This window comes from Pseudescherichia sp. L3 (assembly GCF_024656065.1).
Classification (GTDB): domain Bacteria; phylum Pseudomonadota; class Gammaproteobacteria; order Enterobacterales; family Enterobacteriaceae; genus Pseudescherichia.
The window spans coordinates 1842685-1868792 of sequence record NZ_JANKYC010000001.1 but is presented as its reverse complement, the minus strand read 5'-3'; the positions used below and the strand labels follow the sequence as shown (position 1 = coordinate 1868792).

The window sequence follows — 26108 nt, the reverse complement described above, 5'->3', positions numbered from 1 at the left end:
GCACTCCTTAACTGTAAAAGCTCTGCGCCAGGGAGCCGACCAGCAGCTGCCAACCGTCTACCAGCACGAACAGCATCAGCTTAAACGGCAGGGCGATGGTGGCGGGCGGAACCATCATCATCCCCAGCGCCATCAGCACGCTGGCGATAACAAGGTCGATGATGAGGAACGGAATAAAAATGGTAAAGCCAATCTGAAACGCGGTCTTGAGCTCGCTGGTCACATAGGCCGGGAGCAGAATGCGCATCGGCACCGCTTCCGGGCCAGGCAGCGGGCCGCTGTTAGCCAGGCGGGCAAACAGCGCTAAATCGGCTTCCCGCGTCTGGCGCATCATAAACTCTCTCAGCGGCTGCGCGCCTTTCTCCAGCGCCACATCGATAGAGATCTTGCTTTCACTGAACGGCTGATAGGCCTCGGTATAAATCTTATCGATCACCGGCGACATAATAAAAAAGGTCAGGAATAGCGCGAGGCCGAGCAGCACCTGGTTAGGCGGCGCGGAGGGCGTGCCCAGGGCGTTACGCAGCAGGCCAAAAACGATGATGATGCGGGTAAAGCTGGTCATCATCAGCAGAATAGCGGGCAGGAAGGTCAGCGAGGTGATAAACACCAGGGTCTGCACCGGCAGGGACCAGCTCTGGCCGCCGTTGGCCAGCGGTTGGCTGACTAATCCGGGAAGTTGCGCAAAGGCGCTGGGCGCAACCAGCACCAGGCCAGCCAGCGCAAGGGGTAACAAACGGCGCATCAGGATCTCCCGGAACGCTTGATCAAATTCTTTAACACGGCCTGAAAATCCGGGGTGTTCTCTTTCGGGGCTTCGCTCGCAGGCGGTGCCGGAGGAAGCGTGTGCAGCAGGCTGATTTGTGACGGCGTCACGCCCAGCACCAGTCGGGCATCGTCGACGTCAACGATAATCACCCGCTCACGCGCGCCAACGGTTGTACTGGCGCTGACCTTCAGGCCACGAGCGCTGGCGGTTTTACCGCCAAAACCCATCCGCTTCGCCAGCCAGGCTGCCGCGAGGATCAGGGCGATAATGCCCAGCAGCGCGCCGCTCACCTGCACCAGCGGTGAACCGTGAACGGCAGAGGGCTGCGCAACGGTAGCCTGGGTTTTCATGCTTAGCGGCTCAGACGACGCATACGCTCGGACGGCGTGATGATATCGGTAATACGCACGCCGTATTTGTCGGCGACGACCACCACTTCACCCTGGGCAATCAGATAGCCATTGATCAGGATATCCAGCGGCTCACCGGCGAGGCCGTCCAGCGCCACCACCGACCCCTGGGTCAGGCGCAGCAGCTCTTTAATGGTCATGCGGGTACGGCCAAGCTCCACGGTCAGCTTGACCGGGATATCCATAATCAGATCGATATCCTGCAGGGTGCCGCTCACGTCACCGCCGCCAAACTGCTGAAACACCGAGTCGGTGGTGCTTTTGCTGCTGGGAGTGGTTTTTTGTTCGTTCAACGCGTCAGCCCACAGATCGTCCATTGCCATACTGTTCTCATCGGACGGATTGTTCATATCACTCATTTGGGCTGTTCCTCATTCAGCGAATTCAAAATCGGGTTGATCAAATGTTCAACGCGCAGGGCATACTGGCCGTTGATGGTGCCGTACTGGCTGGTAAGCACCGGGACACCGTCTACGTGGGCGATGATGCGATCGGGTTTCTCGATCGGCAGTACATCGCCGGGTTGCAGCTTCAGGATCTGCGACAGGCGCAGCGGGACATCGCCGAAATTGGCAATCAGCTCCAGCTCGGAGTGCTGCACCTGACGAACCAGGTTATCACGCCAGTTCTGATCCTCGTTGCGGGAGTTCTCCAGCGGCGGGTTAACCAGCGTCTCGCGCAGCGGCTCAATCATGCTGAAGGGCAGACAGATATTAAACTCGCCGGTCAGGTTACCGATCTCCACGTGGAACGGGGTATTGACGACGATATCGTTCGGCGAGGTCGTGATGTTGGTAAACTTCACCTGCATCTCCGAACGAACATACTCAACGTCCAGGGGGTGAATCGCCTTCCATGCGTCGCTGTAGCCTTCCAGCGCCAGCTTCAGCATGCGGTTGATCACCCGCTGCTCGGTATGGGTAAACTCACGTCCCTCAACCTTGGTCGGGAAACGGCCATCGCCGCCGAACAGGTTATCCACGGCAATGAACACCAGGCTTGGCGAGAAGACAAACAGCCCGGTGCCGCGCAGCGGCTTCAGATGGATCAGGTTAAGGTTGGTCGGCACCGGCAGGTTACGCGCAAACTCATGGTAGGGCTGAATGCGGATCGCCCCCACGGTAATATCCGGGCTGCGGCGCAGCAGGTTAAATAGCCCCATACGGAACTGGCGCGCGAAACGTTCATTAATGATCTCCAGCGCCTGCAGGCGTTCACGCACCACGCGGCGCTGGGTATTGGGATCGTAAGGACGAATATCACTCTCGCCGCCTTTGCCGGGCTGCGGAGCATCGCTCTGTTCGCTGTCGCCGTTCAGCAGCGCATCAATTTCGGCCTGTGAAAGAATGCTATCGCCCATGTCTTTACCGCAAAATGAAAGCTGTATAGAGAACGTCAGTCACTTCCTGCTTTGGCTGGCCAGGGACTAACGGCGGAGAGAGCGTCTCTTTAATGGCGGCGACCAGCTGGCGCTTGCCTTCGTCGGTTGCCAGCTGCGTGGCATCCTGACGGGAGAAGAGCAGCAGCAGGCGGCTACGCACCTCCGGCAGATACTCGCTCAGGCGTGCGCGCGTGCCTTCGTCTTTCAGGCGCAGGGTAATGCCAATGTAGAAGACGCGATCGGCTTCGCCCAGGTTAACGGTAAAGGTATCCAGCGCGAAAAAGACCGGTGCAGGCGGTGGCGGCGCTTCGGCTTTCACCTCTTCACCTGGCTGCTGGTGCATGCGCCAGTAGCTATAGCCAGCGGTGGCGCACGCGGCGAGCGTGATCAACACCAACAGCGGGATCCAGATTGAGCGTTTCTTCTTCTTGCTAATTGCGGCGTCAGTCATCTGTTACGTGCTTCCTGTTTCGGTACTGCTTATAGACTGATTATCCCGTGTCCTGCGTCCGTCAAAGGGCGGAAAAGACGGGGATAATCATGCTACCTTTTGCGTTTAGGCAAAGATGTCTACCGCGCCGTTGCCGAGAGCACGCGATTGCAGGCTCGCCGGAACGGTCAATGCATCCTCTTCGTCAGCGGCAAACGTGCCGCCGTGGCCTGAGCGGGAGGCCTGCTGCTGGGAAGACGACTGCTGCTGTCCAGCGGAGCTTTCGCTGCTGATGCTGCTCTGACCAAGCTGAATGCCGTTTTCCGCCAGCTGGGTACGCAGCACCGGCAGCGCAGCTTCCAGCGCGGCGCGCACGTGGCTGTGCTGGGACACCATCTGCAGCTGGGCCTGGTTGTCGTCAATCTTCAGGCTAATCTGCACCTGACCTAAATCTTCCGGATGCAGGCGCAGCTCGGCGCTCTGCTGGCCCTGCCGGGTAAACAGGGTGATATTCTGGCTGATGGTCTGCTGCCATTCACTGCTGCCCAACGGGGCGCTGATCACCGGCGCGGCAACCGGAGCGCTGGCCTGCGCCGGGGCGGCGGTGGTCACCGCAGGGGCGACGCTAACGCTGGTGTTAACTGCCTGCACGGCGGTTTCCGGGGCGTTTTTCAGCGGCGCGGCGGCGGTCAGCTGGCTGGTTTGCGCGTTGGTGTCAACGGCCGCGGCAAAACGCTCGCCGTCGGTGGCGTCCTGCGCGGCCGGGGCTAACGCTGGCTCACGGGTGAGAGAGGCAAGATCATGACCACGGCCAGCGGCGGCGGTCACCGGGGTGGACGTGGCAGAGGCCGCGGTGTCGCCTTTCGCCACGGCGGCCGTCGCCGTTTGCTGATGCGGCAGCATTGCCAGCAGGGCGCTCAGCCCGGCCAGCTCCTCGTCGCTCAAATCGCTGCGGGTGTCGTCATCAGCGGCAGCGGTCGTCGCGGCTGGCTGCGCCTGGGAGGCAGCCGCTGTCGATGTTACCCCTTTCAGGCCGCCGGTCAGGGTGGCTAAAATAATCTGCGCTTCGCTCTGCAGCGGCGTCGTGGCCTGAGCTACCTCTTCGGGGGCATCAGCTTTCGCGGCAGTTGCCGTTGCAGCCGCAGCCGCAGCGCCTGCTGGCGTCCGGGCGAGCAGGGCGGCCAGCTGTACCGCCGGAGATCGGGTGTCGGTTTCATCCGCGCCGCCTTTCAGCAGGCTCTGCTGTAGCGTCGCGCCTGCGGTGCGCAGATCGGTAAGGGTCAGGGGGGCGTCCTCACCGGGCGCCTGGGTGCCGGAAAGCGCGCCCGACAGCAGGGCAAGAAAGTCTTCTGCGCCCGTCGCCGTTTTACCTGTTTGCAGGCCGCTGGCGGTATCGGCATCGGTAACAAGCAGTTTTGGCAAAGTGATCACTCTGGTTTCCTCATTGAAGCGCGCTGGGCGAACTCATCCATTTTTTTCTGATCGAGGCGGTTCTCTGCCAGCAGGGCGGCGCTGGTCTGCCGATCCTGTAGGGTTTGCCACGCCTGCAAGCGTTGTTTCTTCTCTCGCCAGGCGTTCAACGCCTGTTCGACTTTCGTGGTCCACTGCATCAGCTGCTGGCGGTGCTGCTCGATAGCTTTCTCCAGCGTGGAGATAAACTGCTGGTAGTTCTGCCAGCGCTGGCTGCCAATGCCCTGGGTCATATCCGTGTTGAGGTTATTGCGGTACTCGTTCTGATAATCCATCAGCATCTTGAGCTGCTCTTCCGCCTGCTGACATCCCCGGCGCATCTCACCGAGGCGTATTGCTGCGTCATCCACCGCTTTTTCAGCCAGATCCTTTAGCGTCGTTAATGCGCTAGTCTGCGTCACGATCGTCGCCCTCCCACTCTTCTGTTACACCGTCGGGAAAATAAGCTCTAAGCCCTGGATGGACTCTTCCCATCCGGCGCGTTCAAAAATGCCTTGCTGGAGATAGGCTTCCAGCTGCGGCCACAGGGCAATCGCTTTATCCAGCATCGGATCGCTGCCCCGGGCATAGGCTCCCACGCTCACCAGATCGCGGTTGCGCTGGAAGCTGGAGAGCAGCTGTTTAAAATGTCTGACCCTTGCGTAGTGCTGTTCGCTGATTAACGCGGTCATGGCTCGGCTGATAGAGGCTTCAATATCGATCGCCGGATAGTGACCCGCCTCGGCCAGTCGCCGCGACAGCACGATGTGGCCGTCAAGAATGGCGCGGGCGGAGTCGGCGATGGGATCCTGCTGGTCATCCCCTTCGGTCAGCACGGTATAGAAGGCGGTAACGGAGCCGCCGCCGTGGATGCCGTTACCGGCGCGTTCCACCAGCGCGGGCAGTTTGGCAAACACGGAAGGCGGGTAGCCTTTCGTCGCCGGAGGCTCGCCGATGGCCAGAGCGATCTCACGCTGCGCCATCGCGTAGCGGGTCAGGGAGTCCATAATCAGCAGCACGTGCTGGCCGCGATCGCGGAAGTCTTCTGCGATGCGCGTGGCGTAGGCCGCACCCTGCATACGCAGCAGCGGTGAAACGTCCGCCGGGGCGGCGATCACCACCGACCGGGCGCGACCCTCAGCGCCAAGAATGTTCTCGATAAAGTCTTTTACTTCACGGCCACGCTCGCCAATCAGTCCGACCACGATCACGTCGGCCTGGGTGTAGCGCGCCATCATGCCCAGCAGCACGCTCTTACCGACGCCGGAACCGGCGAACAGGCCCATACGCTGGCCGCGACCCACGGTTAACAGGGCGTTAATCGGCCGCACGCCGGTATCCAGCACGTGCTCGATGGGGGTACGTTGCAGGGGGTTGAACGGCTGGGTGATCAGCGCCCCGGTTTCGGTGGTGTCGGGCGAGGGGAGACCGTCCAGCGGTTTACCCGCGCCGTCCAGCACCCGGCCCAGCAATGCCGGGCCTAACGGCAGCTGTTTGCCGCTATGCAAGCCGTCGCTGCTGGCGCTGCGGGCGTAAACGCGCGCACCGGGCAGAATGCCTTCCACCTCTTCCAGCGGCATCAGAAAAAGGCGCTGGCCGTTAAAGCCCACGACTTCACTCTCTACTTCCCGGATGTCGCCGTTCTCCTGACGTTCAATAACGCAGGTGGCCCCCAGCGGCAGCTGCAGGCCGGTCGCCTCCAGCACCAGACCGGTGGCGCGGGTCAGCCGCCCGTAGCGGCGTACCGCTGGCAGCTGCGCCATTTTGCTCTCAAAGTTGTCCAGCGTGGTCAGCCAGCGCGTCAGGCGTGCAGTCATCAGATCGCTCCCGGCGCCGCCAGGCGACACAGTTCCTGCCAGCGGGTGGCGACGCTGGCATCCAGATCGCCCTCGTCGGCAGAGACTTTACAGCCTCCCGGATGGAGGGTCGGATCGCCGCGCAGACGCCAGCCGTGCAGGCTCAGCGTCGCCCCCAGCATCTCTTCCACGCGCTGCAGATCGTCCGGGTGGACGCGCAGCTGCGGCTTGCCGTTAAACAGCGGCTCCTGCTGAAGCAGCTGCTGGATCTGTTTGATCAGCGCGGTGTTATCCACGCTCGGCGTCTGGCCAATCACCTGGCGCGCCGCCTCCAGCGCCATCTGCATCAGGCGGGAGGCGATCACGCTGTCCAGCGCATCAAGCGTGTACTGGAACTCGCTCACCAGCTGCTGCATCCGGGCATGGATCGGCGCCTGCTGCTGTTGGGCCTGGGCCAGACCCTGCTCAAGGCCCTGAGCCAGACCCTCCTGGTAGCCTTTGCTATGCCCGTCCTGCCGACCTTCGGCGAGACCGGCGCTGTATCCCTGCTCGTGGGCCTGGATCTGCAGCTGCGCCAGCTGCTGCTGTTGCTTCTGCTCGTCGGTTAAAACGACCTCTTCGCTCTCCTGCGGGGCGTCGTCGCTGTCGCTGTCGTACGCCACCGCCGGAACGAATTCGCTTACCGGCATCGCCAGATTTTCCGGCGTCCAGATTTTCCACGGCAGCTCGTTAGACATAGGTATCCTCGCCGCTGCCAATTACCATCTCGCCGGTCTCTGCCAGACGACGAACGATAAGCAGGATCGCTTTCTGCTCGTTCTCCACCTGGGAGAGACGCACCGGACCGCGGTTGGCAAGGTCGTCGCGCAGAATGTCTGCCGCACGCTGGGACATATTGCGCAGGAACTTCTCGCGCAGCGGCTGTTCGGAGCCTTTGAGCGCGATAAGCAGGGATTCGGAATCCACTTCCTGCAGCAGGCGCTGGATGCTGCGATCGTCCACCTCGGAGAGGTTTTCGAACAGGAACATCTCGTCGATAATTTTCTGTGCCAGCTCGCCGTCGAATTCGCGCACCGCGGTAATAACCGCCTCTTCCTGCTGGGTCTTCATCAGGTTGATGATCTCTGCCGCCGTTCTTACGCCGCCCATTTTGCTGCGCTTGAGGTTCTGGCCGTCGAGCAGGCTGTTCAGCACCTCGGTCAGCTCTGCCAGCGCCGCTGGCTGAACGCCGCCGAAGGTGGCGATACGCAGCATAACGTCATGACGCAGACGCTCATCGAAGAGGGCGAGAATATCCGCCGCCTGGCCGCGCTTAAGGTGCACAAGGATGGTGGCGATAATCTGCGGATGCTCGTCGCGGATAAGATCGGCTGCGGTCTGCGGCTCCATAAAGTTGAGGGTCTCGATACCGCTGGAGGTATCGCGCGTCTCAAGAATATCTTCCAGCAGGCTGGCGGCGCGCTCTTCGCCCAGCGCTTTCACCAGCACCGAACGCAGGTAGTCGTTGGCGTTGATATTGAGCGCGGCGAACTGCTCGGCTTCCTGCTCGAACTCTTGCAGAACGTCGGTCAGCTGCTTGTTGGAGATCTGGCGCACGCCGGCCATGGCGGTACTCAGGTGCTGAACCTCACGCTGGGAGAGGTGCTTGAACACCTCCGCCGCGCGGTCTTCGCCAATGGTCATCAGCAGGATGACGCTCTTTTCGGTTCCGGTAAGGTTACTCATGCTCTTCACCACTCATCCACTGGCGGATGACCAGCGCAACAACGCGCGGATCGTTATCTGACATTTCGCGAATACGCTGGCTCATCACCTCGGCGCTCAGGCGCTGGTTAGCCCGACGCTGCTGGGTCTGCTCGTCTTTGCTGAGGCGAACCTCCACGGCTTCCTCTTCCGGCATCTGGCGAGTGTGCGCATTCTCAAGCAGCGCTTTGCGCTCCTCTTCGCGACGTACCAGCTGCGGACGAACGGCTTTGCGCCACAGGATCCAGGCAACAATCAGCACCAGCAGCCAGCGACCGGCGGTCATCAGCTGATCGATAAAGGCCTGCTGTTGCCAGAACGGCAGCTCGCCTACGCTCTCATCGGTGGCATTGAACTGGGAGTTCACCACGTTGAGGGTATCGCCGCGCTGCTGGGAGAAGCCCATTGCTTCGCGGGTCAGGTCTTCAATCTGCTTCAGCTGGTCGGCGGTCAACGGCAGCGGTTTACCCTCGGTGAGGGTGCGATAGTTCACCACCACGGCAACGGAGAGGCGCTGCACGTCGCCGACGTTCATTTTGGTGTGGCGAATGGTGCGGTCGACTTCGTAGTTGGTGGTTTCGTTGCGCTGCGTATTACGCGGACCGGCGCTGTTTGCCGTCGTGCTGGTCGAGGTCTGCTGCGCATTCTGGTTCTGCTGGCCGTTCTGCGGCGCATTCGCGGTAATCGGCGCGTTATTCGCTGGCGCAGGCTGGTTAGAGAGTGCACCCGGCACGCCGCCCGGATAGGGGCCGCCCACCTGCTCACTTTCGTTCAGCTGACGGGAGCGCATCACTGCTTCGGACGGGTTGCCGTTCGGATGATACTGCTCTTCGGTCTGCTCTTTATTATCAAAGTCAATCTGGGCGTTAACCTGGGCATGGACGTTACCATTGCCGACGATAGGGGAGAGGATCGCCTCGATGCGGCGCTGCACGCGGCCTTCAACATCAGCGGCATACTTCAGCTGGGCGTCGTTAAGATCGCGACCGCTGGTGTTGGACTGGGTCAGCAGGCGACCGCTCTGGTCGACGAGGGTAACATTCCCCGGCGGCAGGCCAGCGACGGCGCTGGAGACCAGATGGACCACGGCGCTGATCTGGCCTTCGTCCATGGCGCGACCCGGTGCAAGGTTCACGGTGACGGAGGCCGAGGGAGATTTTTGTTCGCGCACGAACAGCGACGGTTTAGGCATCGCCAGGTGGACACGAGCTGATTTCACCGGCCCGAGGGTTTCGATGGTACGGGCCAGTTCGCCCTCCAGCGCACGCTGGTAGTTGACCTGCTCGCTGAACTGGCTGATACCAAACTTCTCCTGATCCAGCAGCTCAAAGCCCACCGCGCCGCCTTTCGGCAGCCCCAGCTGGGCCAGGCGCAGGCGCAGTTCGTGCACTTTGTCCGCAGGCACTTCAATCGCGCCACCGGTTTCGGTGAAGCGGTAGGGAATGTTCATCTGCGTCAGCTGAGTCACTATCGCGCCGCCGTCCTGATCGGAGACGTTGCTATAAAGGACGCGGTAGTCCGGCTGCTTCGCCCACAGCACCATAGCAACGATGATGGCGATGGCAGCTGCACCGGCGACAAGCAGTGGAATTCTGGGGTTCGCGCGCAGGCGGTTCATCCATTCGAGAGATTTATTCTGTGATGCGGTTGCTGTCGCACTCATTGCACACCTCGTAACTCAGGGTGGACGGCATTATTCGTGTAATGAAGCAAAACGGACTCCCGGGTCGGCAAACACGACAAAAGTTCCATGTTGATGGCCCTGCCATTATTTGATGATTCGCGATTTTCTATGGGTCAAATAACCTGGTTTTTTGTCGCTATTTACCGCCTTCATCTTATTGACAAACTGGTAACCTCGTCGCCAGTCAAATCATGTAGGGGTTAAATCATGTCTATCCAGGGGATTGAAGGCGTCATCAGCCAGCTGCAGGCCACGGCCGGCGTGGCAAAAAACCAGAGCGTTGGCGCTGAGTCCACCGTTAGCTTTGCGGGCCAGCTGCACGCCGCGCTGGATCGCATCAGCGATACGCAGAACGCCGCGCGTACGCAGGCTGAGAAATTTACGCTGGGTGAGCCGGGCGTTGCCCTGAACGACGTGATGACCGATCTGCAGAAATCATCCGTGTCGTTACAGATGGGGATCCAGGTGCGTAACAAGCTGGTGTCCGCCTATCAGGATGTCATGGCGATGCAGGTGTAGTCAGAACTTCCTTAAATCACCCTTACGTCAGCCGCTTCCGCTGGCCTCTGCTACACTTTCAGAGTCTTAACTTAACGGTAAGGAGCTGAAGATGGGTCTTTTCAATTTTGTAAAAGAAGCAGGTGAGAAACTGTGGGATGCCGTTTCCGGGCATGACGATAAGGAAGAGCAGGCGAAGAAGGTGCAGGAGCATCTGAGCAAAACCGGTATTCCTGATGCGGATAAGGTGAACGTGCAGGTCGCCGACGGTCAGGCTACCGTCACGGGCGAAGGTCTGAGCCAGGAAGCGAAAGAGAAGATTCTGGTGGCGGTCGGTAACATCTCTGGTATCGCCAGCGTTGCTGACAACGTGAAGGCTGCGCCCGCTGCAGACACTACTGTAAAAGAGAGCCAGTTCTACACGGTGAAATCCGGTGACACGCTGAGCGCCATCTCTAAACAGGTGTACGGCGACGCTAACCAGTACAACAAAATCTTTGAAGCCAACAAACCGATGCTGAAAAGCCCGGAAAAAATCTATCCGGGTCAGGTGCTGCGTATTCCGCAGTAATCAAGCGATACGCCGGGCCATCGCTGCCCGGCGTGTACCTCTACTTCTGGATCAAGTAACGAATCGTTGGCCCATCCTGCTGAATATCCAGCACGGTATAGCCGTGATTGCGCGCGTCCAGCGGAATGTTATTAATGGATTGCGGACAGTCGCTCACCACCTCCAGAATCTCACCCTTATTTAACTGCGGCATCGCCTCCAGCGTGGCGACGGCAGGGTAGGGGCAGGGCTCGCCCACCATATCCAGACGGTAATCCGGGACTGGCGTTTTGCGCGTATTCATACCGCTTCCTTAACCGCCAGCGTGGCGGCGCGCTTAAAGAAATGTTTCTCCCAGGCCACGACGAGTAGCAGGGCGGCCAGCAGCAGGCCGTAGGTGACCAGCAGACCCCCGAGCGGCCCGAAGGTATTCAGCAGATTGACCTTATCCCAGCGGGTGGCCAGCGACGGGGCCAGATCGTCCCAGAAGTAAGCCAGCAGCGTCGAGCCGATCACATTCCCGAGTCCCACCCACCAGTAGTGCACCTGGCCCTCTACGGCACGGTACATCCAGCCCGTTTCGCACCCACCCGCCAGCACAATGCCAAAGCCGAACAGCAGGCCGCCAATCACGGCATTAGGGCCGGCCCACATAATTTTGGCTTCGACGCCCAGCTGAACGTAGCTGAAAATCCCGATGGCGCTCACCGCCATCCCGAGGATGATAGCCTTTGCCATATGGGTGCGGCCCGTGATCCACATATCACGGAAGGCAGAGGTGAAGCAGATCTGCGCCCGCTCAATCAGCAGACCGAAGCCGACGCCGAACAGCATGGCGAGGCCGAGTTTGGGTTGGTTCATCGCCGTGAGCAGCGCCCACCCCAGCATGCCTATAAACACCAGCATGCCAAGGCGAAAGCGACGGCGCGCCCGGTCAGGCTGCTGCGTCAGCGGCGAGGCGGCAGAGACCTTCTGCATTTTTACCGGGATGCGGAAAAGCGGCAGCAGGGTAACGCGCGCGCCAAACCAGCTGCCGACCGCCGTGGCCAGCGCAAAGAACCAGGCGTGGAGCGAAAACTGCGGAATGCCGGTGAAAAACGCGGCCAGGTTACAGCCCATCGCCAGACGTGCGCCGAATCCGGCAATGATGCCGCCGACAATGGCTTGAAAAATACGGATACGGCTGCGGGGCATGCGCAGCTTAACGTTATTGGCCCACAGGGCGGCAGCGAAACAGCCGCCAAACATGCCGATGATCATCATACCGTCGATGCGGGTCAGCGGCGTACCTTCCAGATGGATTAGCTTGTAGTAACCCCAGGTTTCCGCATGGACGCCCATCAGCTGCAAAAGCTGACCGCCCCAGCGGGTAAATTCCCCGGTAACGGCCCAGAAGGTGCCGGTGATACCAAAATAGTAGGTTGAGAGAATGCCGGCGGCGATAACGGCGGGCAGGGGGGCCCAAAAAGTAATCAGCCAGCGCTGTTTGAAGTGTTGCCAGGACATGATAATAGCCTCTGAACTCAGAAGGTTTATGTGGTAAAGCGGAACCGCGATCCTACACGGACCGACGCATTTTCCCAGCGCTAAATGGCATTTATACGGTGCAGATCAAGTAAAGTGTTTAAGGTAATTGCTGGCAGGCGTGGCGCTTTAGTGCCAGAATAATTTTTTTCTTCGCGCGCAGGACATTAGATGAAAAAAGTAGTGATTTTTAGCGCATTGCTGGCGTTGACCGGCTGTGCACAGATTGATAACTATAACGAGGTAGTCAAACATCCGGCACCTGCGGATCTGGTCGGGTACTGGCAATCCGCCGGGCCGCAGAGCAAGCTGGTCAGTCCGGAGGTGATAGCCAGCCTGGTGGTGACCCCCGCAGGAGATACGCTGGACTGTCGCCAGTGGCAGCGTGTGATAGCGCTGCCTGGCAAGCTGACGCTGCGCGGGGACGATTTCTATAACGTGACGCAGAAGGTCGAAGTGTACTCGGTAGAACGAGATGGTGCCCTGCTGAAGTATGCGGGCATGACGTTAAAACGGGTTGATCGCCCAACCGCCGAGTGTGCTGAGGTATTGGCGAAAAGCCCGCTGCCTACGCCGCTGCCGTAAAGCAATAACGCTGAGTGAGGCCTCTCACTCAGCGTATTCGGTTACAGCACTTCCTCCAGAACCCACACGCTGACGCTGCCGCCGTTGCAGGTAAAGGTACCCGTACCGTTTTCGTCAGTGCTCACGCTCTCCTCGCGGTTGCCAAGGTAGTCGCGCCATATCTTATTGCCGTAATTCTCCCCTAGCTCCAGCGTCTTTTCCCCGTCGTCGCCGTTGGAGAGCACCACGACGCAGCCGGGATCCTCTTCGGTTCCGCTCCGGCTAAAGGCGATGCAGTTTGGGTGATCGAACCACAGCGTCTGTACGCCGTGAGCAAAGCGCTGACGGGCCAGGATCAGCTGGTCGAGATGTTCAACGATCGGCATATCGATATGGTAGGTTTCGCCGTCGCCGCCGGTATCGTCATAGCTTGCACCATACAGATCCGGATAGAACACCGATGGCACACCGTTTTCCCGCAGCAGGATCAGGGCGTAGGCCAGCGGTTTAAACCAGGCTTCAACGGGGGCTTCCAGTGCCTGTAGCGGCTGAGTGTCGTGGTTGGTGACAAGAGTGACGGCATGGAAGGGGTCGGCCTCTACCAGCGTGCCGGTGAAAATCTGGCTCATATCGTAGTCGCGTCCCTGCAACGATGCCTGATGGAAGTTCATCTGCAGTGGGGCGTCGAACAGCATCGTATTGCCATCCACCTGATCGATGTACTGCTGCAACCGACCGACTTCATGGGACCAGTATTCGGCGACGATGAACAGCGGCTTCGGGGCCACCTCCTGCACGTGGTTGATCCACTCTTTATAGAACCAGGCCGGGATATGCTTCACGGCATCGAGGCGGAAGCCATCGCACTGGGTCTGCTCCATCACCCAGCGCGCCCAGTATTTGATCTCTTCCGTGACCGCCCGGTTGCGGTAATCGATATTGGAGCCCATCAAATAGTCAAAGTTACCCAGCTCTTCGTCAACCTGATCGGTCCAGCCGTCGCCGGTGTAATCGTTAACAATTTTGAATATGCCATCTTCATCGGGATTTTCGATATGGTCGACGCCGCTAAAGCACTTGTGGTCCCAGACAAACTTCGAATATTTTCCCTCACGGGCGGGGAAGGTGTAGCGCGTCCAGGCCTCGCACGCGATCTCTTCGTCATCGATCTGGTTGCGGTCGTGTTCGTTTACCCGATTAACACAGATTGCCTCTTTTTCATCGGCCCCCATCTTATGGTTAACCACGACGTCGAGCAGGACGGCGATGCCGTTCTCTTTCAGCGCGCCGATGGCCGCCAGCAGCTGGGCTTTATCGCCGTATTTGGTGGCAACGGTACCTTTTTGATCAAACTCGCCCAGATCGAAGAGATCGTAGGTGTCATACCCGACCGAGTATCCTCCCGTCGCCGCTTTATAAGCGGGGGGCAGCCAGACCATGTTAATGCCAATATCATTAAAACCAGCTGCACGCTCAGCCACTTCCGGCCAGAGTTTACCGCCATCCGGATAGTACCAGTGAAAGCATTGCAATAGGGTGGGGTTTTTCATCGACCATGCTCCAGAGTTAGGAACTTGAAGTATGGATGAAAATCAGCAAACGAAGCGGGTGAGGGCGTTAAAAAATATCACCCGCCTGGAGACAGCAGCGTTCACAACTCGCTTGGGAAAAGGATATTACCAGAGAGACGTCCATAGGTTGAGTTCAGGTTCTGTTGGCGGGATGTTTGCCCAACTAAGGTGCGTAGTTCTTCCATGCGATGGTGCAGCAGCGTTTTAAGCTCAACTTCGTTATCAAGGATCTGTTTTAACAGCGGGCGGAGCCGCCCCTGGACGGTAGGGGCGGTATCTGCGGTATCCTGAAGCTGGGTCAGCTTCTCCACTGCGGTGATATAGCTCAGCTCATGCTGGATAAGCTCATCCCAGCGCCCCTCTTTAGCGAGGTTAAGCATCATGTTGCTGGTCAGCAGCAGCTGCTGATAGTGTTGGAGCAACCCGAAATCGGCATCCATTAGTAGGTGTCCCGCGCATTTTGATTATTAGGGCCTATCTCCTTCCAGGCATCTGCAATATTGGTCAGCAGGTTCGTGACCTCATCAATGGCAGCAAGATCATTGTGCAGATTGGCCTGGAGAAGACGCCGTGTCATATAGTCATAAAGACTGTCGAGGTTTGACGCAAGGTCACCACCGACGTCGTGGTTTAACCCGGCGCGTAAGCCGTTGGTGATAATGTTGATGGCTTTTGACAACGCCTGTCCTTTACCGGGGATGTCTCCCTGATCGATCAGGATGGCCGCTTTTTTCATGGCGCTTAACGCACCATCAAATAGCAGCACCACCAGTTGATGTGGGCTAGCGCTCAGAACGGCGCTTTCCACACCCACCTGGGCATAAGCCTGAATTCCCGATTTTGTATACATGTCAAACCTCAACTCTTGGTTCATTAACTATTCATGGCATTAAACTGCTGGGTCAGGTAACTCCCGGTGGAGTCCAGCGACGAAATAAGCGTACTCAGGCTGGTAAACTGCGCCTTGTAACGCGCCATCGTCGCGGTGATCTGGGTATTCACCTGATCGTACTTCTCTGACAGCTGCTTAAGACTTTTATTGATCCCATCGGTGGCGTTCTTCAGCGATCCGTCGTTACCGAGGATATCCTTTAGCAGGCTGCTGGACTGCGTCGCAAAGCCAGTGGTTTTGCCATCGCCAGAGAGGAAATTCAGCACGTCGGTAGGGGATTCGTTCAGCGCTTTGGTCAGCTTGGTGCTGTCGACCGTCAGCTTGCCGGTCAGATCCTGGGTAATCCCCATCTGCGACAGAGTAGAAATTGCCCCGGTCCCCTGGTTGGTAGAGAGCTGCGAGCGCAGGCGCGTCTGAATATTACGCAGCGTGCCGTCACCGAGCAGATCGCCGTTCGAGGTGCTCTGGCTGTTGCTGCCCTGATCCACCGCCGTATATTTCGTCTGGTTATTGATGGTGGTCTGCAGCGAGTTATAGGCGTCAACGTAGGCCTGAATTGCCGCTGTCATCGGCTCGTTGTCTTTGACAACGGACAGCGTCTCTGGACTGCCGACGTTGGTTTTGGTCAGCGACAGGGTTACACCCTCTGGCGCATCGGTAATGGTGTTGCTGCTGCGGGTGATGGTGATGTTATTGATTTTAACAATCGCATCTTTTGCCTCCACCTGCTGGGTCATCGCACTCTTAGAACTGTCGGTGGCGTCATAGCTGATGTACTTCGCCAGCTCGCTGTCGTCAGTGCTGATGGTCATTGCATTCGTGGTACCACTGTCGCGAGAGGTCAGCGACAGGTAGTAGCTATTGTCATCCGCTTTAATGATGCTGGCGGTGACGCTGCCCTGTTTGGCGTTGATCGCATCACGCACGTCCGCAAGGCTGGTTTTATCGCTGGCCAGCGTCACCGTCATGGGATCTTTTTGACCCGGCTGAGTGATAGTGATTGTCCGCGAACTCAGGCTGCTGTCGCCCAGATCGGTATCCTTGCTGCTCGCCTTCGGGCTTAACAGCGACTGCGAAGCGGCCAGCTGGCTGACCTCAACGGAGTAGGTTCCGGCGGTAGCGCTGTTGGCAAGCTTGGCGCTGAACGCGGTATTGGTGCTGGAAACCTTAGCCGAGGCAATAGCAGAGGTGTTTTTCAGCGCGTCAGCAGCCGTCTGCAGCTTGGTCAGCGCAGTCTGCACCACGCCCCAGGCGGTCAGTTTTGCCTTATAAGAGGTCTGTTGCTGAGTAATCGGCGTCAGCCTGGTTTGTTCTGAAGCCTCCAGCCCATCATATAATGTGCTTAACGACGAACTCATGCTGGTGCCAGCACCGAGCGAACTTACTGTTGCCATAATAACATCCTTTCATTTGAGACAATCACTGGATGCTCTATCGGCAGCGACAGCGAAAAGATTAGTGTCTTTTACAAAAAACAATGGCGGAATAAAGCGGAGAAAAACCAGGCAGTTTGCGCCTTTAAAAAAGCGATCATTTTTTCTAAAGGTTATTCGACGGCGGTCGATAATCACATTGACGGTGAGAAAGCCGTAGGCAGATGCCTGAATCTGATAACTTTTTCAAAGGAATACTATCATGGCTGTTATTAATACTAACACCCTGTCGCTGACGACTCAGAACAACCTGACCAAGTCTCAGTCTTCCCTGGGCACCTCTATCGAGCGTCTGTCCTCCGGTCTGCGTATCAACAGCGCAAAAGACGATGCTGCTGGCCAGGCGATTGCTAACCGCTTCACCTCCAACATCAACGGTCTGACCGTAGCGGCACGTAACGCCAACGACGGTATCTCCCTGGCACAGACCGCTGAAGGCGCGCTGGGCGAAATCAACAACAACCTGCAGCGTATCCGTGACCTGACCGTTCAGGCGCAGAACAGCTCCAACTCCGCATCCGACGTTGACTCCATCCAGGCGGAAGTTAACGAGCGTATGAAAGAGATCGACCGCGTAACCAAGCAGACCGATTTCAACGGCATCAAAGTGCTGAACACCGGTTCCGGCACCAGCACCTACAACTTCCAGGTTGGCTCTAAAGACGCTGAAACCATCGGTATCAAAATCAGCTCCAGCGACAGCTTCAACCTGGCGGCTGCAGGCTCTTCCGGCACCACCCTGAACACCAAAACCATGGCGTCCGGCGACACCGTTAACAGCAACGTTCGTACCACCGAAGCCGTTGGTTTCGACGTACTGAAAGGCAAAGTGACTGGCGGCGCGTCCGGTGCAGCTTCTGGCTCCACCCCGCTGGCAGACGTTGACGCGGCAATCAAAGCGGTTGACTCTCAGCGCAGCCTGCTGGGTGCTTCCCAGAACCGTTTCGAGTCCACCATCACTAACCTGAACAACACCGTGAGCAACCTGACGTCCGCTCGCAGCCGTATTCAGGACTCCGACTACGCGACCGAAGTGTCCAACATGTCCCGCGCGCAGATCCTGCAGCAGGCTGGCTCTTCCGTACTGGCTCAGGCCAACCAGGTTCCGCAGACCATGCTGTCCCTGCTGCGTTAATTCGCACTCAGATCAATTCAAAGCGCCGCCTGTCGGCGCTTTTTTTATTTTCTCGCCGACAAAAAAATTCTTCAGAAACACTAAAGCTTCGCAACCTCGTGTCGATAACATTATTGAAGGCGATGAGGCCGTTGGGCACATGCCGAAATAGCATTACCACTATTTAAAGAAGGATATTTACCATGGCAGTGATCAACACTAACACCCTGTCGCTGACGACTCAGAACAACCTGACCAAGTCTCAGTCCTCCCTGGGCACCTCTATCGAGCGTCTGTCCTCCGGTCTGCGTATCAACAGCGCAAAAGACGATGCTGCTGGCCAGGCGATTGCTAACCGCTTCACCTCCAACATCAACGGTCTGACCGTAGCGGCACGTAACGCCAACGACGGTATCTCCCTGGCACAGACCGCTGAAGGCGCGCTGGGCGAAATCAACAACAACCTGCAGCGTATCCGTGACCTGACCGTTCAGGCGCAGAACAGCTCCAACTCCGCATCCGACGTTGACTCCATCCAGGCTGAAGTTAACGAACGTATGAAAGAAGTGGATCGTGTAACCAAGCAGACCGATTTCAACGGCATCAAAGTGCTGAACACCGGCGCAAGCTCCAGCACCTACAACTTCCAGGTTGGCTCTAAAGACGCTGAAACCATCGGTATCAAAATCAGCTCCAGCGACAGCTTCAACCTGGCGGCTGCAGGCTCTTCCGGCACCACCCTGAACACCAAAGCCATGGCGTCCGGTACCGATACCGTGAACGGCAACGCCCGTACCACCGAAGCCGTTGGTTTCGACGTACTGAAAGGCAAAGTGACCGGCGGCGCAACTGGCGCAGCGGCTGGCTCCACCCCGCTGGCAGACATCGACGCGGCGATCAAGTCCGTTGACTCTCAGCGCAGCCTGCTGGGTGCTTCCCAGAACCGTTTCGAGTCCACCATCACCAACCTGAACAACACCGTGAGCAACCTGACGTCCGCTCGCAGCCGTATTCAGGACTCCGACTACGCGACCGAAGTGTCCAACATGTCCCGCGCGCAGATCCTGCAGCAGGCTGGCTCTTCCGTACTGGCTCAGGCCAACCAGGTTCCGCAGACCATGCTGTCCCTGCTGCGTTAATTTTCAACGCAGAGATAAAAACCCGGCGCTGCCGGGTTTTTTTTTGCCCCGCCTTAAACCTCAGGAAACCACTAGTTTTACCCTTGTATTAGTGCGATTGCAGCCCGTAGAGTGCAGTAATGTTTCTGCTATTATTGCGATGCCAGCGCGTACGGGCATCGGGGACCGCATTCAGGAACTTATACATGTCACAGCCCGCTCTGGTCAGCCTTCTTATTCCCGCATATAAGTCATCATGGTTTAAAGAGACGTTACAAAGTGCGTTCGCTCAGGATTATCCGAACGTAGAAATTATCGTTAGTGACGATTGCCCAACGGATGAAATTAAAAAAATCGTTGAGCAATGTAAAGACCAATCCCCCTTTCCCTTACGGTATGTACATAATGTGCCAGGCCTGGGTGATGTCAAAAACTTTGAAGCCTCCGTCAAGCTAGCCCAGGGTAGCCTGATTAAGTTTTTATGTGATGATGACCTGATGGCACCTAATTGTATTTCTGCCCTGGTTAACGCTATGCAAAGCCATAACTCAATTCGCATGGCAACTTCAAGACGGAACCGGATCGGGATCCATGGGGAAGAACTTACGGATGTGTTTGCAACGACCTCACCTGTCGAGCAGGACTCCGTCATTGTGGGTCGAGATATTAATAGCTATCAGCTTTTTGAGATCAATAACTTTATTGGTGAACCTAGTACGGTTCTTATGTATCGTGAAGATCTATTGGCAATGCTTGCTCAACCGGATGGCATGTTTAGTCTTAACGGTGAGGTCATGTATTTCCTCGGTGATCTGACGATGTACGCTAAGATCCTTGCCAAGGGGAATCTGGCCTATTTGACAGAGACGCTCTCCAGCTTACGCATCTCTCGCCAGCAGGTCAGTCAGCAGGGGCGTGACAGCGATAAACGCGTAAAGAAAACCCATGAACGTTTTCCTGAGCTTATTCGCGAACTGGATATGGGCGATGACCAGACGGTTCCGGCACGGCATCTGCGCATTGCGCCGCTCTCTTCACCCGAGCAGTTTACTGTACGCTTTGTCGACGACAGCTTAGAGGAGCAGGTAAAAGAGAGTCAGTTTGCGCAGTGGATCGGCAAACGTCGCCTGCTGCCCATACAGCAACACCTTTTAGAGCAGCACCTCAGTCGCCACCAGCCTGTCACACTGACGATCCTGATTGACGCGCGTAAAGCCAATAAAAGCGACACAGAAAAGACGTTAGCATCTTTGGCTGCGCATACATTACCTGGTATGAGCCTGAATCCGGTGGTGATAACAGATGAAACGCGTGATGACGTAAAAACGCTGCCTGTTTCATTAACCCCTTGCGAGGCGCTAACCAGACTGGCGCAGGACGATCCTCAGGGATGGTTTCTCTGTTTAGCTGCGGGCATGACGCTTCTGCCGTCAGGGTTGATATCGCTCGCCTCAACGTTGCTTTCTGCTTCTCATCTCCTCGCAATCTACGGTGATGAAGTTTATACCATCAATGGAAAACTAATTGGTGCCCGGTTCCGACCCGACTTTAGCCTTGATCTCTTTTTAAGCCAGCCGGGTATTATGGCACGCAACTGGCTGTGGCGTGGTGAGGCGGTGGTGACGCTGGGTCTCGATAACCAGGCGGGCGCTGCGTTTGAGTTCGATCTTCTGGTTAAGCTGATCGAAACACAAGGTTTTGCCCCGATAGGCCATCTTGCTGAGCCGCTGTTTATCACCGGTGACGCAGTGATTGCCGGTGACGAAGAGGAACGTATTGTATTACGGCACCTTGCAAACCGGGGGTATCATAACGCAGAAATCACCCGCGATATTTATGGTCACTTCCATATTCAGTACGGTCACGCCTTTACGCCGATGGTGTCAGTGATTATTTCAGCAGGGAAGGCGTTAGCCCCCTTAGTGACCTGCGTTACCACAGTCATTGAAAAAACCCAGTGGCAGCCGTATGAGCTTTTAGTCATCGCGGATGAGGGGACCCCACAGGATATTACTCACTGGTTACAGGGCCTTGCTGAAATTGATCCTCAGCGTATCAAGGTGCTCTCTGCGGCAGGCGTTCACGCGACAGCCGCGCGAAATAATCTTGCTGCGTCAGTAGCGTCGGGTCAGCATCTGCTCTTCCTGCATCCTGATATCGCTATTACTCAACCAAACTGGATCCATGCGTTACTTAATCACGGCCAACGACCCGAGGTCGGCGTTGTTGGCGGTAAACAGCTCTATGGTGATGGTACCGTACGCCATGCGGGCTATCTGCTTGGCGTTAACGGCGTTGCGGGAGAAGCGTTTTTTGGGGTGAATAACAGCCACAAAAGTTATATGGGCCGACTGCACGTGGACCAAAACTACAGTGCCGTTTCGGGCGATCTGCTGCTGGTCAATAAAGAGGTCTTCGATGCGGTGCAGGGGTTTGATGAATCTCTTGACGCTTTCTGGGATGTTGATTTCTGCTTACGCGTAAGAGAAAAAGGGTGGTTAACCGTCTGGACACCATCGGTTGAGGTTTTACGCTCTGTAAGCAGTAAAGTGAGCGAGACGCCTGCAGAAGTCACAGCCCGCAACGAGAAGCAACAGCAGGATGAAAGCGTTCTCTACTCGCGCTGGATGCCCATATTGGTTAACGATCCGGCGTCAAATGTGAATCTGTCACTGAGCAGTGAACACGCTATGGTGTGTCCCGACAGCTTACTGAGCTGGCGACCGCTGGACTGGAGTCCTCTTCCGGTCGTTTTACCGCATATGGGCGACTACGCTGGCTGTGGCTACTATCGCATTATCAAACCTTTTGAAGCCATGCGCGATGCGGCAATTGTTGATGGCAAATTATCAGAAACGTTCCTCAGCGTGCCCTATCTGGAACGGTATAAACCTGACAGTATTATTCTACAAAGGCAGATAACGGCCGAATTTCACGAGTGGGCTAGCCGTGTTGGCGAACTGACCAATATATTTAAGGTATTTGAACTGGATGACTATCTTCCCAATATCCCGATCAAAAACCATCACCGGTCTGATTTTGGTAAAGACATCATGAAGATGTTGCGTAAAAGCCTCAGCTACATGGATCGTTTTGTGGTGTCAACGCAGCCGCTGGCTGACGCCTTTTCAGATATGCACCGAGATATTATCGTCATGCCAAACCGCCTGTCCCATGACTGGTGGGGTAATGTCGTCAGCCTGCGCGAGCAAGGGCATAAGCCCCGCGTAGGCTGGGCAGGGGGGTCAAGTCATACTGGCGATCTTGAGATGATTGCCGGCGTGATTCAAGCCTTTGCAGATGAAGTCGAATGGGTGTTTTTTGGCATGTGCCCAGAAAAAATCAGGCCGTATGTGACTGAGATGCACTACGGCGTTGATATTGAGCTTTACCCGCAAAAATTAGCCTCGCTTAACCTGGATCTTGCGCTTGCGCCCGTGGAAGATAATTTCTTCAACACCTGCAAAAGTAACTTGCGACTGCTTGAATATGGTGCGTGCGGTATACCCGTCATCTGTAGCGATGTTGCGTGTTATCAAGGATTTAAACATGTTACCCGGGTGCGTAACCGTTATAAAGAGTGGCATGAGGCGATTCGCTACCACCTTGATAATCCCTCGCAAAGTGAACAGATGGGGCGTGAGCTTCAGCGTTACGTTCATCGCGACTGGATGCTAAATAGCGATAATGCGGCATTATGGGCGAAAGCCTGGTTACCAGGTTAAGCGCCTGGAGATATTTTTAGCGGTTGATGCAAAAGCGTCTGCCCTTAGCCATTTATAAGAGTCGTTTAGTAGGGTAAAATGAATAATATTAATGTATTAGTGTTTCCTTGCAATATTGAGTCTGGTACTTCTTTTATTGCCCATGCGCAAGCACTCGGTGCTAATGTGATTTATGCAAGCTCTGTTGCGACAGCGCAGACAGGGAAAAGAGTTCATGCACTCCCCTATGTTAATACTGAGGAGTTTACCGACGCGTTCCTGGCCCTCCTCGATTCTGAGGATATTGGCTACGTCTACTCTGAGCATGACGTCGTGCTTGAATACTTGCATTCGCTCAAAGCAAATCCCGGCCTCGAGCAAAAGTTTACCATTTGTAATGAATTTCCATATCGCGTTTATCAGGCAAAATACGCTGAAGCGCTGGATTTTGGCGCTCAGATTTTAGCTGATAATCCCTCTTTTCCAGGCCTGCTTACCCAAGAAAAATACGCTTCCCTGTTTATACAGTTCAATATGATCCCCGGAATGAGCGATAACGAAAAGCTAAAATCGCTGGTTTCGCTATTTAATCGAGTTCCCTCTGGTGATGTTGTGGAGATCGGCAGTTATTGGGGGCGTTCTGCATATGCCCTGGGATTCCTTGCCCAGCAACACTGTATTGGAAGTATGATCAGCGTTGATCCTTGGGATGTGGTATCAATATCGTCCCAAGGCGAAGGGACTGAACTTGTTAATAAGACAGCGGTAATGATCGACTGGGATGCTGTTCATAGTGGTTTTATCGTGTCGGTTTCCGGGCTTAACAACGTTAACTATATTCGCAAGCCCGCAGAAGAGGCTATCAGTGTTTATCAGGCTGTGGGTAAAGAAGGCCAGTTGACCACTGCCGAGCTGGGCACTGTACCCGTTGCCGGCGAAATTGCACTCCTGCATATTGATGGTAACCATCAGTATGAGCAGGTTAAAAAAGATATCTTACTTTGGCTTCCCCATATTAAACCGGGTGGCTGGATACTTGTTGACGATTATGAGTGGTCATTCGGCGATGGCCCTAAACGGGCGGGTGATGAACTTCTCAATGATCCGCGAGTGACGGAACATTTTACTGCCAGCGATACGCTGTTTATCCGCCTGTAGTGAGACGTTAATCGAGGCGGATTTATTTTAAATCTGCCTCTAGAATTGAGAGATTCTTGTTTTATTTCCAGTAATCAACGAAACCCTCTTTGGCAATTAAAAAGGGGGTTTGCAGTTCACCATTTATTTTATCAACAATGGGCTTGATCTCTGCATAAGGTTTTTTTAGTAAAGCCCAGGACTTGCTTTTAGGACTGTAGATAGAAGATTGATAGCCCCATTGCTGCATTAAAATGCTCATACTGCGATTGGTGTGAACTGCTGTATGAACAGGAATATCAATGTAGAACCAGTTCGGATCCTTCGGCACTTTTTCGACTACAACCGTGTGAATAATTAATGCACCTTCAGGCGCTACAAAATCGTTTACCGAATCAAGGTCCTTTCGACTTAACACATGTTCAAACATGGCGGAGTTTATAACAACAGACCAGCTTTTTGGTGAAGGATTAGATAAATAATTTTGCTGGACAGTTGTAATATATTTATCATAGTTATCTATTTTACGCTGAAAATATTTCTCTAGTAGACGACTCAATGTTCCATATCCAGCGGCATAATCGAGCACATGCTTATCGTCAATAATACCATTACATGCAAGAAGTTCGAACATCAGCGCTTGTTCAAGGTAAGGCGGTTGATTGAAACCGAGTTCGTTTCTTTCATCATTTTCATTAGCATGATGAAATTCATCATTTAGTGTGACCCATGCATTCTCATCCATTGCAGTATGTGTATCAGATAATAGAAAGCCACACTCATCACAGCAAGAGTAGGTGATAGGGAGCAGATCTTTTGTATTAACTTTTTTGAGGTTTGAAGCAAATTTTTCTTTTTTTATATAAGGTTGCATGCCGCCACCACAAATAATGCATGGGTTGTTTTTCATTACTACCTCAAATCACAGCTTGCTTACTAAAATATAAGCTATTATGGCATGACTTGTTGCTTGAAGTCATCCAGACTTTAGCTTTTTTGCCTATGGTGTTTAGGCGTTTAAGGACATTTTATAAGAAAAAGCACATGAATATCGTGTTATTTGCACGATAGAGATGAACCCTACGAGACTATCATACGTTGATGAACGCCTTTGGGAACCGCAACACGATGAGCAAAAATATATTTGTCACTAATCCTCTTTTACCGCCGCTAGAGGAGTTCATTCCTTATCTCGAGCAGATTTGGGAAAGCCGTATCCTGACTAATGGCGGAGGCTTCCATCAGCAACTGGAGTCAGAGCTTGCGAAATACTTGGGCGTAAAATATGTCTGTCTCTTTGCAAATGGCACTCTTGCCTTACTCACGGCATTACAGGCACTTAGAATCACTGGGGAAGTGATTACTACCCCATACTCTTTTGTCGCCACATCACACACTCTGCTATGGAATGGGTTAACGCCGGTTTTTGCTGACGTTGACCCGAAAACATTCAATATCAACCCTGATCGGGTTGAAGAGTTAATCACTCCAAATACTACGGCAATTATGCCTGTCCATTGTTATGGTATCCCTTGCGATGTAGCGAAACTGCAGCAAATTGCCGACATTTATGGTTTGAAGGTAGTTTATGATGCCGCACATGCGTTTGGTGTCAGGCAGGGCGGAACAAGTATCCTCAATCATGGCGATCTATCAGTATTAAGTTTCCATGCGACAAAAGTTTTTAATACTTTTGAAGGTGGGGCAATCATTTGTCACGACGAGCGCACTAAGCAACGCATTGATTATTTGAAGAATTTTGGGTTTGCGGGTGAAACGCGTGTGGTAGCTCCTGGTATCAATGCAAAAATGAATGAAGTTGAGGCGGCGTTTGGGCTTTTACAATTGCAGCATATCGATAAGGCGCTAACAAGGCGCAAGGAAATATATGATTACTATTGCACGGGACTTAAGAACGTTCCGGGTATTAAATGGTTTGATGAGCAGGATGGCTTTGAATGGAACCATGCTTACTACCCGATCCTGGTAGAGGATGATTATTCGATAAGCCGAGATGAACTGCATGAGGCGATGAAAGAAGCGGGTATTTACACTCGCCGCTACTTCTATCCACTGATCAGTTCTTTTGCCATGTACCGGCACCTGCCATCCGCCGATCCGCTGCATCTTCCTCATGCCAACGCGTTGGCAGATAAAATTCTTTGTCTGCCTATTTATCCTGACTTAACGGATGGAGAGCAGGATAAAATTTTACAGGTTATTTATTACCATGCCAAAACGAAGCGTAGCGATACGCCTTTAAGACACTATCTGGATAGTATTGATGCTAATGCATCATAAACGGTAGACGTTATTTTCCTTTTGAGCACACTTGCCTGGT

Annotated in this window: 26 protein-coding genes; 8 read left to right on the top strand and 18 right to left on the bottom strand. The window is 55.2% G+C overall.

Annotation, left to right across the window (positions count from 1 at the left end; genetic code table 11):
* Positions 1 to 7: 7 nt before the first annotated feature.
* From fliP to fliF, 11 genes are all read right to left on the bottom strand, one after another.
* On the bottom strand, positions 8 to 745 hold the full coding sequence (fliP, locus tag NR795_RS09200; protein ID WP_103819216.1) for a flagellar type III secretion system pore protein FliP: 738 nt from the start codon (positions 743 to 745) through the stop codon (positions 8 to 10).
* A complete protein-coding gene (gene fliO, locus NR795_RS09195) occupies positions 745 to 1119 on the bottom strand; it encodes a flagellar biosynthetic protein FliO (protein WP_144817313.1) in 375 nt (124 codons plus the stop codon). The genes fliP and fliO overlap by 1 nt, the downstream gene beginning before the upstream one ends.
* Before the next feature lie 2 nt (positions 1120 to 1121).
* Positions 1122 to 1538: a flagellar motor switch protein FliN gene (fliN, locus tag NR795_RS09190; RefSeq protein WP_144817314.1), complete on the bottom strand. Its 417-nt coding sequence runs from the start codon at positions 1536 to 1538 to the stop codon at positions 1122 to 1124.
* Positions 1535 to 2539: a flagellar motor switch protein FliM gene (gene fliM, locus NR795_RS09185; protein ID WP_103819218.1), complete on the bottom strand. Its 1005-nt coding sequence runs from the start codon at positions 2537 to 2539 to the stop codon at positions 1535 to 1537. The genes fliN and fliM overlap by 4 nt, the downstream gene beginning before the upstream one ends.
* A 4-nt stretch (positions 2540 to 2543) precedes the next feature.
* On the bottom strand, positions 2544 to 3011 hold the full coding sequence (gene fliL, locus NR795_RS09180; protein WP_144817315.1) for a flagellar basal body-associated protein FliL: 468 nt from the start codon (positions 3009 to 3011) through the stop codon (positions 2544 to 2546).
* Between the two features lie 105 nt (positions 3012 to 3116).
* Positions 3117 to 4421 (bottom strand): flagellar hook length control protein FliK, encoded by a 1305-nt coding sequence (gene fliK, locus NR795_RS09175; protein ID WP_257758001.1) that lies wholly within the window; start codon positions 4419 to 4421, stop codon positions 3117 to 3119.
* Positions 4418 to 4861 (bottom strand): flagellar export protein FliJ, encoded by a 444-nt coding sequence (gene fliJ / locus NR795_RS09170; RefSeq protein ID WP_144817317.1) that lies wholly within the window; start codon positions 4859 to 4861, stop codon positions 4418 to 4420. Before fliJ ends, fliK begins: the two co-directional genes overlap by 4 nt.
* Before the next feature lie 24 nt (positions 4862 to 4885).
* Entirely contained in the window at positions 4886 to 6256 is a 1371-nt protein-coding gene (fliI, locus tag NR795_RS09165; RefSeq protein ID WP_144817318.1) for a flagellar protein export ATPase FliI, read from the bottom strand.
* A complete protein-coding gene (fliH, locus tag NR795_RS09160; protein WP_257758000.1) occupies positions 6256 to 6972 on the bottom strand; it encodes a flagellar assembly protein FliH in 717 nt (238 codons plus the stop codon). Before fliH ends, fliI begins: the two co-directional genes overlap by 1 nt.
* Positions 6965 to 7960 (bottom strand): flagellar motor switch protein FliG, encoded by a 996-nt coding sequence (fliG, locus tag NR795_RS09155; protein ID WP_042391432.1) that lies wholly within the window; start codon positions 7958 to 7960, stop codon positions 6965 to 6967. Before fliG ends, fliH begins: the two co-directional genes overlap by 8 nt.
* Positions 7953 to 9641, bottom strand: coding sequence for a flagellar basal-body MS-ring/collar protein FliF (gene fliF, locus NR795_RS09150; protein WP_144817320.1), 1689 nt, complete (start codon positions 9639 to 9641; stop codon positions 7953 to 7955). Before fliF ends, fliG begins: the two co-directional genes overlap by 8 nt.
* A gap of 225 nt (positions 9642 to 9866) precedes the next feature.
* Here fliF and fliE point away from each other — a divergent pair, with 225 nt between their 5' ends.
* A complete protein-coding gene (fliE, locus tag NR795_RS09145; protein ID WP_106403916.1) occupies positions 9867 to 10181 on the top strand; it encodes a flagellar hook-basal body complex protein FliE in 315 nt (104 codons plus the stop codon).
* Between the two features lie 91 nt (positions 10182 to 10272).
* Positions 10273 to 10731, top strand: a complete 459-nt coding sequence (gene lysM, locus NR795_RS09140; protein ID WP_222888220.1) for a peptidoglycan-binding protein LysM — start codon at positions 10273 to 10275, stop codon at positions 10729 to 10731.
* Positions 10732 to 10771: 40 nt separating this feature from the next.
* Here lysM and yedF read toward each other — a convergent pair whose 3' ends face one another.
* Together yedF and yedE are read right to left on the bottom strand one after the other, a co-directional pair.
* Positions 10772 to 11014, bottom strand: a complete 243-nt coding sequence (gene yedF / locus NR795_RS09135; protein WP_144817323.1) for a sulfurtransferase-like selenium metabolism protein YedF — start codon at positions 11012 to 11014, stop codon at positions 10772 to 10774.
* Entirely contained in the window at positions 11011 to 12216 is a 1206-nt protein-coding gene (yedE, locus tag NR795_RS09130) for a selenium metabolism membrane protein YedE/FdhT (RefSeq protein ID WP_144817324.1), read from the bottom strand. Before yedE ends, yedF begins: the two co-directional genes overlap by 4 nt.
* Before the next feature lie 189 nt (positions 12217 to 12405).
* Here yedE and yedD point away from each other — a divergent pair, with 189 nt between their 5' ends.
* Positions 12406 to 12819, top strand: coding sequence for a lipoprotein YedD (gene yedD, locus NR795_RS09125; RefSeq protein ID WP_257757997.1), 414 nt, complete (start codon positions 12406 to 12408; stop codon positions 12817 to 12819).
* A gap of 41 nt (positions 12820 to 12860) precedes the next feature.
* Here yedD and amyA read toward each other — a convergent pair whose 3' ends face one another.
* The 4 genes from amyA to fliD form a co-directional block, all read right to left on the bottom strand.
* Complete coding sequence (gene amyA / locus NR795_RS09120; protein WP_144817326.1) at positions 12861 to 14348, bottom strand: alpha-amylase; 1488 nt, start codon at positions 14346 to 14348, stop codon at positions 12861 to 12863.
* Between the two features lie 101 nt (positions 14349 to 14449).
* Positions 14450 to 14809 (bottom strand): flagella biosynthesis regulatory protein FliT, encoded by a 360-nt coding sequence (gene fliT, locus NR795_RS09115; RefSeq protein ID WP_144817327.1) that lies wholly within the window; start codon positions 14807 to 14809, stop codon positions 14450 to 14452.
* The gene (gene fliS, locus NR795_RS09110) at positions 14809 to 15219 is read right to left on the bottom strand and encodes a flagellar export chaperone FliS (RefSeq protein ID WP_144817414.1); all 411 of its coding nucleotides are present in this window, start codon (positions 15217 to 15219) and stop codon (positions 14809 to 14811) included. Before fliS ends, fliT begins: the two co-directional genes overlap by 1 nt.
* 23 nt (positions 15220 to 15242) lie before the next feature.
* Positions 15243 to 16655, bottom strand: a complete 1413-nt coding sequence (gene fliD / locus NR795_RS09105) for a flagellar filament capping protein FliD (protein ID WP_257757994.1) — start codon at positions 16653 to 16655, stop codon at positions 15243 to 15245.
* A 241-nt stretch (positions 16656 to 16896) separates the two neighbouring features.
* Between fliD and NR795_RS09100 the strand changes: the two genes are divergently transcribed.
* The 4 genes from NR795_RS09100 to NR795_RS09085 all read left to right on the top strand — a co-directional run bounded on the left by NR795_RS09100 (position 16897) and on the right by NR795_RS09085 (position 23788).
* On the top strand, positions 16897 to 17829 hold the full coding sequence (locus NR795_RS09100; RefSeq protein ID WP_308219173.1) for a flagellin: 933 nt from the start codon (positions 16897 to 16899) through the stop codon (positions 17827 to 17829).
* 182 nt (positions 17830 to 18011) lie between these two features.
* Complete coding sequence (locus tag NR795_RS09095) at positions 18012 to 18947, top strand: flagellin (protein ID WP_257757993.1); 936 nt, start codon at positions 18012 to 18014, stop codon at positions 18945 to 18947.
* A 185-nt stretch (positions 18948 to 19132) separates the two neighbouring features.
* Positions 19133 to 22651: a glycosyltransferase gene (locus tag NR795_RS09090; RefSeq protein ID WP_257757992.1), complete on the top strand. Its 3519-nt coding sequence runs from the start codon at positions 19133 to 19135 to the stop codon at positions 22649 to 22651.
* Positions 22652 to 22729: 78 nt separating this feature from the next.
* The gene (locus NR795_RS09085) at positions 22730 to 23788 is read left to right on the top strand and encodes a class I SAM-dependent methyltransferase (protein WP_257757991.1); all 1059 of its coding nucleotides are present in this window, start codon (positions 22730 to 22732) and stop codon (positions 23786 to 23788) included.
* Positions 23789 to 23849: 61 nt separating this feature from the next.
* Here NR795_RS09085 and NR795_RS09080 read toward each other — a convergent pair whose 3' ends face one another.
* Positions 23850 to 24677, bottom strand: coding sequence for a class I SAM-dependent methyltransferase (locus tag NR795_RS09080; protein ID WP_257757990.1), 828 nt, complete (start codon positions 24675 to 24677; stop codon positions 23850 to 23852).
* Between the two features lie 218 nt (positions 24678 to 24895).
* Between NR795_RS09080 and NR795_RS09075 the strand changes: the two genes are divergently transcribed.
* Positions 24896 to 26068 carry a DegT/DnrJ/EryC1/StrS aminotransferase family protein gene (locus NR795_RS09075; RefSeq protein WP_257757989.1) on the top strand — a complete coding sequence of 391 codons (1173 nt, stop codon included), beginning with the start codon at positions 24896 to 24898 and terminating at the stop codon, positions 26066 to 26068.
* Positions 26069 to 26108: the final 40 nt, after the last annotated feature.

Bases quoted from the DNA above. Each gene is read 5' to 3' on its own strand.
- fliP (WP_103819216.1), bottom strand. From the start codon at position 745: ATGCGCCGTTTGTTACCCCTTGCGCTGGCTGGCCTGGTGCTGGTTGCG.
- fliO (WP_144817313.1), bottom strand. From the start codon at position 1,119: ATGAAAACCCAGGCTACCGTTGCGCAGCCCTCTGCCGTTCACGGTTCA.
- fliN (WP_144817314.1), bottom strand. From the start codon at position 1,538: ATGAGTGATATGAACAATCCGTCCGATGAGAACAGTATGGCAATGGAC.
- fliM (WP_103819218.1), bottom strand. From the start codon at position 2,539: ATGGGCGATAGCATTCTTTCACAGGCCGAAATTGATGCGCTGCTGAAC.
- fliL (WP_144817315.1), bottom strand. From the start codon at position 3,011: ATGACTGACGCCGCAATTAGCAAGAAGAAGAAACGCTCAATCTGGATC.
- fliI (WP_144817318.1), bottom strand. From the start codon at position 6,256: ATGACTGCACGCCTGACGCGCTGGCTGACCACGCTGGACAACTTTGAG.
- fliH (WP_257758000.1), bottom strand. From the start codon at position 6,972: ATGTCTAACGAGCTGCCGTGGAAAATCTGGACGCCGGAAAATCTGGCG.
- fliG (WP_042391432.1), bottom strand. From the start codon at position 7,960: ATGAGTAACCTTACCGGAACCGAAAAGAGCGTCATCCTGCTGATGACC.
- fliF (WP_144817320.1), bottom strand. From the start codon at position 9,641: ATGAGTGCGACAGCAACCGCATCACAGAATAAATCTCTCGAATGGATG.
- lysM (WP_222888220.1), top strand. From the start codon at position 10,273: ATGGGTCTTTTCAATTTTGTAAAAGAAGCAGGTGAGAAACTGTGGGAT.
- yedF (WP_144817323.1), bottom strand. From the start codon at position 11,014: ATGAATACGCGCAAAACGCCAGTCCCGGATTACCGTCTGGATATGGTG.
- yedE (WP_144817324.1), bottom strand. From the start codon at position 12,216: ATGTCCTGGCAACACTTCAAACAGCGCTGGCTGATTACTTTTTGGGCC.
- yedD (WP_257757997.1), top strand. From the start codon at position 12,406: ATGAAAAAAGTAGTGATTTTTAGCGCATTGCTGGCGTTGACCGGCTGT.
- amyA (WP_144817326.1), bottom strand. From the start codon at position 14,348: ATGAAAAACCCCACCCTATTGCAATGCTTTCACTGGTACTATCCGGAT.
- fliT (WP_144817327.1), bottom strand. From the start codon at position 14,809: ATGGATGCCGATTTCGGGTTGCTCCAACACTATCAGCAGCTGCTGCTG.
- fliS (WP_144817414.1), bottom strand. From the start codon at position 15,219: ATGTATACAAAATCGGGAATTCAGGCTTATGCCCAGGTGGGTGTGGAA.
- fliD (WP_257757994.1), bottom strand. From the start codon at position 16,655: ATGGCAACAGTAAGTTCGCTCGGTGCTGGCACCAGCATGAGTTCGTCG.
- NR795_RS09100 (WP_308219173.1), top strand. From the start codon at position 16,897: ATGGCTGTTATTAATACTAACACCCTGTCGCTGACGACTCAGAACAAC.
- NR795_RS09095 (WP_257757993.1), top strand. From the start codon at position 18,012: ATGGCAGTGATCAACACTAACACCCTGTCGCTGACGACTCAGAACAAC.
- NR795_RS09090 (WP_257757992.1), top strand. From the start codon at position 19,133: ATGTCACAGCCCGCTCTGGTCAGCCTTCTTATTCCCGCATATAAGTCA.
- NR795_RS09085 (WP_257757991.1), top strand. From the start codon at position 22,730: ATGAATAATATTAATGTATTAGTGTTTCCTTGCAATATTGAGTCTGGT.
- NR795_RS09080 (WP_257757990.1), bottom strand. From the start codon at position 24,677: ATGAAAAACAACCCATGCATTATTTGTGGTGGCGGCATGCAACCTTAT.
- NR795_RS09075 (WP_257757989.1), top strand. From the start codon at position 24,896: ATGAGCAAAAATATATTTGTCACTAATCCTCTTTTACCGCCGCTAGAG.